Origin of the sequence: Anaplasma marginale str. Florida, from assembly GCF_000215485.1 — a bacterium.
Classification (GTDB): domain Bacteria; phylum Pseudomonadota; class Alphaproteobacteria; order Rickettsiales; family Anaplasmataceae; genus Anaplasma; species Anaplasma marginale.
On sequence record NZ_AFMS01000044.1, the window covers coordinates 1 to 7,537 of the forward strand.

3 protein-coding genes and 1 pseudogene are annotated in these 7,537 nt (G+C 49.7%); 3 read left to right on the forward strand and 1 reads right to left on the reverse strand.

The window, feature by feature from the left end; genetic code table 11:
• Positions 1-770: pseudogene (locus GAC_RS01245) on the reverse strand (hypothetical protein); the annotation flags it as partial.
• A 342-nt stretch (positions 771-1,112) separates the two neighbouring features.
• On the opposite strand from GAC_RS01245, the gene GAC_RS01250 reads away from it, so the two are divergent.
• From GAC_RS01250 to GAC_RS05825, 3 genes are all read left to right on the forward strand, one after another.
• A complete protein-coding gene (locus tag GAC_RS01250; RefSeq protein WP_010269683.1) occupies positions 1,113-3,098 on the forward strand; it encodes an ATP-dependent helicase in 1,986 nt (661 codons plus the stop codon).
• 560 nt (positions 3,099-3,658) lie between these two features.
• Complete coding sequence (locus GAC_RS01255) at positions 3,659-6,601, forward strand: hypothetical protein (RefSeq protein ID WP_241759977.1); 2,943 nt, start codon at positions 3,659-3,661, stop codon at positions 6,599-6,601.
• A 328-nt stretch (positions 6,602-6,929) separates the two neighbouring features.
• Positions 6,930-7,537: hypothetical protein (locus GAC_RS05825; RefSeq protein WP_037349054.1), on the forward strand; the 608-nt coding region annotated here is incomplete at its 3' end.

The window sequence follows — 7,537 nt, forward strand, 5'->3', positions numbered from 1 at the left end:
TTGATGGTTCCCATAAGTATGGCAGCACGCACATCTTCACGAACTCCAGCAATATCTTGCTCGGGATGCCTTGCCTTGCATAAATCCCAGGCAGTTAAGACAAGGGCTCGCGCAATTCCTGAACAAAGCTCTTCAGTGCTGCGACTCCCCCTCCATCTCAAATCATTTACGATCCGAGAGTAGAGTCCTGCCCTTGACCCACCAGCACTCCGCCCTTGCCGTGCTTGTGGAGTGAGCAAGACACCGTTGAGCGTTGCCGATGGATCGGCACCTCTTAAGCTAAGACATGCGTCCCATGCGATGCATCCTGCAGCACGTGCTATGTAGTTGATAGTTCCCATAAGTATGGCAGCACGCACATCTTCACGAACTCCAGTAATCTCTTGTCCGCCGAGATAGCATACCCTGTGTAAATCCCCGACAATCGAGACAAGGCGCACCGCACTTCTGAAACAAAGCCTCTCATACTCGCGTTTCAGCTGCCAACTAGCAACCTCAGCAGCACGGTGGATAGTTGCTTGGTGGTTGATGCTGTCAGCATCGGGTGCGCTCAGCCCATACTTAGCATCGATATTGCGACATTCTTGTTTCAGCTGCCAACTAGCAACCTCAGCGGCACGGGTGGTCACACTCGTCTCGGCGTCGATTCCGGTAGTGCGGGAATCTGCTACGTAAGCCACAATAGCAAAAATTACCAGCAATAGCGGCGAAAGGGTCGTGGCCACAATAGCAAAAGTCACCAACAATAGCGACGAAAGGGTCGTGGCCACAATAGCAACAGCAGAATAGGCCGGCTTGATAATCCACACTACACGCCGGCAGGTGCGGAAGTAACGTTCCACGTTGTTGGAGGATCCCCCCCCCCCCAGCAGTACTACTCTGCATGGCAGTGCTATTATCCATAACACACACTCCACAAAGTTAAGGAATTAATAACATACGAGTGTGCCACAACGTTGTAAATACTGTCAACAATACACGGCGCTATGCGTGCAACCAGCGTAGCATGGCAGTTTGCATTGGGCGTCTGTTTAGTTTTTATTGATTGTGCGTTCCCTTAGGGTCCATAATGGGACAGGTGCTTGCGCCCACGTTCTCGGAGCCTTGACATTATGGAACATTGTGACTTCCCAGTAGATGATGCCCAGCATATGTCGGGGTGCAATCCAGAGGAAAGTTTTCTGCTATCCTTAAACGAGGAGCAGAAGGAGGCCGTTTTTTGTGTTGATGGGCCTGTTCTTATCTTAGCGGGAGCTGGAACAGGTAAAACTCGCACCATAACCTCAAGGATGGGTTATATCATCAAGCGTGGGCTCGCGTTTCCCAGCCAGATTCTGGCAGTAACATTCACAAATAAAGCCGCGCGGGAGATGCTTGTTCGAGTGAGCGAGATTGTCGATACCACTGGTATATGGCTGGGAACATTTCACGCAATTGCGGCCAGAATACTGCGTAGCAACGCGGAGCGAGTCGGCCTAAGGAGAGATTTTACAGTCATAGGCCCAGATGACCAGCTGCAGCTCATAAAAGCCATTGTGAATGATACACAACCCGGGCACCCCGCAGAGGAATGCAAAAAAATGATGCATGCGATACAGAGGTGGAAAGAAAAGGGGCTACTACCCGCAGGTGTTACAGATACGGAATTGCAAAAGTGCCCTAACATAGTGCGTGACGTGTATTATGAGTATCAGGAACGGCTGAAGGCCCTCAACTGTGCTGACTTTGGCGATCTTCTTCTGTACAACGTATCGATGTTCAGTGCCCATGCAGACGTTCTTTCCCACTATCAGGAACAGTTTAAGTATGTGATGGTGGATGAATATCAGGACATCAACACAGTACAATACTTGTGGCTCAGACTAATCGTCCAAAAACGTAAAAACATCTGCTGTGTCGGGGATGATGACCAGTCTATCTACAGTTGGCGCGGAGCTGAAGTTGGGAACATATTGAGGTTTGCCGACGATTTTCCTGAAGCGAAGATCGTCAGGTTGGAATGTAACTACCGCTCAACCTCTAACATATTGTGTGCAGCCTCCGCAATTATAAACAACAACAAGTCCAGGCTGGGTAAAAAACTTTGGACCACAAACCATGCGGGGCAAAAAGTTGGCCTAATGAAATTCTGGGATGGCAGGATGGAAGCTCAGTTTATTAGTGAGTACATAAAAGGCTCCAGCGAATATAGATTCGACGAAACTGCAATACTCGTCAGGGCCGGGTTTCAAACCAGAGTGTTCGAGGAGTATTTGGTCAGGTGCGGAATTCCCTACAAAATAATAGGTAGCACCAAGTTCTACGACAGACAGGAAATAAAAGATCTCGTATCATACCTCAGGGTGGTAACGAACCCTAAAAATGACATAGCGTTTGAGAGGATAGTGAATAAACCGAAGCGGCAGCTTGGGGCCTCTACGGTCGCAAAAATGCGGGCATACGCCAGGGACAATAGGTTGTCTTTGCTCGAGTCTGGGGAGTCTATGATACGCTTCGGACTACTGCCAGAAAGGACCTCCAATACTCTGCAAAATCTGCTCGACAAATTCAAATGCTGGCGAGAAACCTTGGATACTACGTCTCTAACAACCGTGATGCAGGCTATAGCTGAGGGTTCTGGCTATATGAACATGCTGAAAGACGAGGGGGATGCCGGCGCATCGAAAATCGAAAACATTAGAGAATTGTTCGCCGCCGTGGGGAACTTTGAGAATGCAACCAAGTTTTTAGAGCACATCAGCTTGGTAACTGAGGTAGACTCACCTGAGCAGGCCAGCAACCATGTGTACCTGATGACTTTGCACGCGGCTAAGGGCCTGGAATTCCCACTGGTGTTTCTACCCGGCTGGGAGGAGGGAGTGTTCCCCCACGAAAAATCTATACATGACTCCACTGGAAATGCCCTGGAAGAAGAACGTCGCCTTGCGTACGTGGGCATGACCAGAGCACGAGAGCAGCTGTTTATATCCTGCGTCGCGGTGAGGGAGGTAAACAACTGGAGGCAGCCCATGAAGATATCGCGATTCATAAAGGAGCTCCCTGCAGAGCACGTGCAAGTTCTAAAAAATGTAGATGGCTCCATGCAGCATGGTTGTTAGCATCCAGCCCACTGCCCCACAGCTCTAACCGCTTGCTGGGTAGCCCTTTTTGATGGAAAATATAAGGGCAGAACAAACCCAAACCCGCATGGACCAGCCACATGGTTCTTGCACTCCCAGGGACTTACCTAATACTTTCGCGAAGCGCAGCAGGCCATCAGGTGAGCCACTACCGCAACCTATACCATAGATACACAACTTCAAATGAAGACTGTGCACAGCGATAAGCATTCCGCAAACAACGCACAAACGAGATGAAAGCTCAGGTAGACCGCGGTTACCACATGGTTACACAAGCGTGGGGGTGCCGTCTTGATTTGGTAGCTCCAATCCAACGGACTCTTGTGTCACTACAGAGATCACTAACACTGTACAGAGTATATGCCAAACCGAAGCGGCGCTAGACAAGATACTCAGCACTTGCACCCCAGAAAACTTACCTCATGCTTTCGCGAAATGTGCGCAATGGGCACCAATTTGCAAGTGTAAATTGCACACACACCTGGTATGGCTACAATGGCACCACCCCAGTATATCGTTGGTTGCTGCAGGGGCATGTGGTGTCATCCGCGTGGACCACTAGCAGGAGCTACGGTATTGCGCATATCAGCGCGTATGGGGCCGCTCATTTGCCCCTTGGCATAGGTCGGAGTCCAGTGCACAACAACAATGAAGACACAACACAAACAGATGGCAGTGGTGAGCCATCAGCTGAAGAGGGGCGCGACGGTTGCGCATCCTCCCCAGAGATAGGCACATCCGAAGGATCGTCTGAAGCACCAGAAGTGGAAGGCACTACACACTCTGCGGCCCCCGCTACACCCGCTCTCGAATTAAAAAGTGCACCAGACCAGGAAATGTGTCTCGCGGCTCCTACTCCTTGGAGCCTCATCTATTCCGCGAAGCACCACGATGACAACAAGGCAGCACAGTATGAACACGTTCAGGATGTTTGCAGCCAATATCTATGTAAGCACGCCAAAGACCGGCACGGCCTGCTCAAGTTCATAGCCGCTTCCATTGATAAGGGCGTTAGTGCCAGTATAGACGTTGCCGCCAATACCACAAGGGCGAGCATGCGGGCGATAAGGAACGACAAAACTGAAATAGTAGCAGCGAAGATTACAGAGAAGCACACATTTACCGTAAAAAGTGCCGGTAGCGACATCGGCGCTCTTGCAGCGGATATGAAATACATAGTTAGGCCCACACCACAGCCATGTAAGTACAAAATCTGCGATCTAGAAGTTACAATAAGGCACAGCGATGGCGCCGAACTAACATATACTAGCACAAATATATCAGAGGTGCCCTCATCTGGAGCGCAAAACACCGTACCAGCGCAGAGTGTAGATGATGTAGATGATAATGCCCAAAGTGTAACGCCCGATGCAGATCTTGCAACACCCAGCGATGATACGTATTCACAATCTGCCGAGCTTACACAATCTGCCGAGTTTACAACAACACAAGATGTAGATGTCGCGCCTGACGTGGAGAATGCGGATACTCAGCAGACCCGCAATAGCTTTATATCCCCGCCGGAGGCCGCACCGAGTGATGAAATAGATGTACCTAAAGACCGCTACGTCACAGCGCTAGCGGCATCCATGCGTACCGTGCGCGAGGTAATCATAAGTCTATGCAACAACACGCAGCATTTGGCAGACCCAAGTGAGGATGTTCTGGGATCAGACGCAATACCTAACTGCACAACGGTTAGGATATCCCCCAAACTTGTTGCTAAAGCCTATGGTGAATTTATTCGCGAAATGCTGAATGACCCCGCAATAGTGGGGGATAATATACCAAACGCTGCAGAGCAGGAGAAGATTGACTGTATACACAATCACGCGCAGTACATAGTAACAACTGTTATAGAGGCCGCACAGGGGGCAACCGGCGTGCATGAAAACGACATTGCGCAAACGGTTCGACAAAAAATACTGGCCGAGCTGGCCCCTGACATCCCAACAACAGACGCGATGATTGAGCCCGTGCAGGACGAGCACGTTGACATAACACCAGATTCGGAGGAGCAGGAGACCATGTACGAAAACGGCAAAACCCATCCCGATCGATCTTTGCCCACTGAGCCGGTATTTACAATGCCATTTTGGTCCGCGGCAATGTTTTTCGCATCGGCAATGATGGGTATTTGCGATTTACTCCAACAAGAATACGAAATCGAGTTAATTACAAACGTAGAGATTAGCCGTCTGGTAGCCAACTTACTTGCATCATCGCGCAAAGACAATAACGTCGCAATCTCCGAGGCGCGCATCCGTGAGGTGTTTACAGCCTGTCAGCAAGAAATTAGCGAAAAATTTTTATCCTGCACCGGCCAGGAGTTCGAGTGCGACAGCAGATTCATCCAACAAATGACATCGATCGTCCTAAAAGTAGTTGAAAGCTATGATGGCGTGTCGCTGACGGATTGGAGCGTTACCGACAAGCTCAAGCAGAAGGCCGCTAAACTTTTTGTGCGCTACCATGCAGACCTTTTTGAAGGAATACAACCCAACGAAGGACCTGAACCTTTACAACTCGGTAAGCAATTGGGAAATTGTAACGCAGCGGAGGCGGCTTTTCTGTGGTCAGGCACAGAATTCAAACTTGCAAATGATGTCACAGCAATTTTGGGCGACACACCCTGGGTAAAACACCTCTTCTTCGCGCAACCAAAGAGCAATTGTGGCCTTGCTGAACATCTAATCCTGGGCATAATTAAAAGGATCACTGAGCGGTCTTCCTTAGCGGGTTCCGACTTCAAAATTGAGGGTAAGATTTCCAGCAGGAGCCGACTGAGGAAGGGAGGATCATACCACGTCACACATAAGGCAACTGTGGCGCACATACATAGCCACGAAGAAATAGGTGTGTACCTTAGCTACACAGTACACCCCAGTAAATCTGCCAATAGGCCTAAGTACAGGATAACAAACCCAAAACTTTCAGTGTTGGGGACTGATCCAGAACAGGTGGCATGTTTCAAAATTGAAAACATGGCTTCCAAGGACAGCTTACCCTTTACTGATGCGGAGGCCATGTACAATAAGACCCGCGAAAAAAGGTCGCAACACAAGCATGGTGATCTGCAAACGCAACAAGCACCCACCAAAGAAAAGCACCAAAAAATTTTGGGCGGAATCTGCGCAGCCCTCAAAGCAATTTTGTGCGCAATATGGAAGTTCATCACCTACCCGTTCACCCTACTCGCCTCTTGTCTCAGTTTCAAGCGGCATGGTAGCCAAACCACAAGCGACAATGCGGCAGTAACCACAGAAAATCTGGCCCATAGGCACCCACAGGCACACAGCTCCTCACGCGGCAATCATCGTAGGGCACGACATAAAGCCCAGAGTAGCAGAGAAGAACAGCGCATTCAAGTACGCCATAGTCGCCCAGATAGAAAAGCAGATATCGATGATGCTCCCACAACAGTAATGAGTAACATAGAAGTGAATTCCCTCAGTATCCCAATGGCCCGAGGCACCTTTTAGCGTTAATTGGCTAGCAATCTGCGCATTACATACTAGACTTAGGGCTGGAGAAAACGCTCAGATCCACGCAGCACAGATATCCCTACAAACGGGCGACATAGATGTGCGCGGCAATGAAGCTATTCAACCAAAATAATGCATAATATAAACAGCTTCTGAGGCAAGTTTCCTCCTTTGTTTACACATTTCTCACCGCGCGAGAGTACAATCTGGCATACTCGCGTCAGTTACGTCGTGTTTCTTTGCGCTCAAATTCAACACCTGTAGATCATCAGCGTGTGCATGGATGGGAGGCGCGTCTAGAGCCCATACACGTGGGATTTGTATCATGGGATTGTTCAGAAAAAAGCCGAAGCAGCTCCGCTTGCGAATGGATGATAGCGATGCTGGCAACCTGTGGGATGCAGTACTAGGGCGTAGCGAGCCACCACCGCCAGGCTTCGGAACGACATCATGCGCACCGGTCGTGTATTCCCAGAAACTCCGCAATGATGACGAACTGTGTTGCGACGAAACCTTGGTAAAAGTGCTGCACACCATTGCAAAGCCCACAGGGCAGCGTGCTGGGCTGCTGAACCTAGCACTTGAATCAATTGTCCAGGATTCGCGGACCTTAGTAATCTCGCAAGAAGCAAGCGCCCCCACACCACTGATTACAATACAACCAGACAAGGCACGCTATAACGAACATGCCGCTATCAAGGTTGTGGAGAAGCACGTTGTACAGGTCTTCGAGGTAAGCAAAAAAGGATATGCAGACCTGCAATCTATGGGAAATATGTGGGTCACCGCGGCATATAGAGTTTCATCTCCCAAACTTACCCCTGGCCGTTATTTGCTCAGTGATCTGAAGTTAGAGGTTGGTAGTTTTGCAGGAGCAGACACCTCCGCACGGGTACTAAGCGCGCATCGGGGCATGGTTTACATGCCAACAAT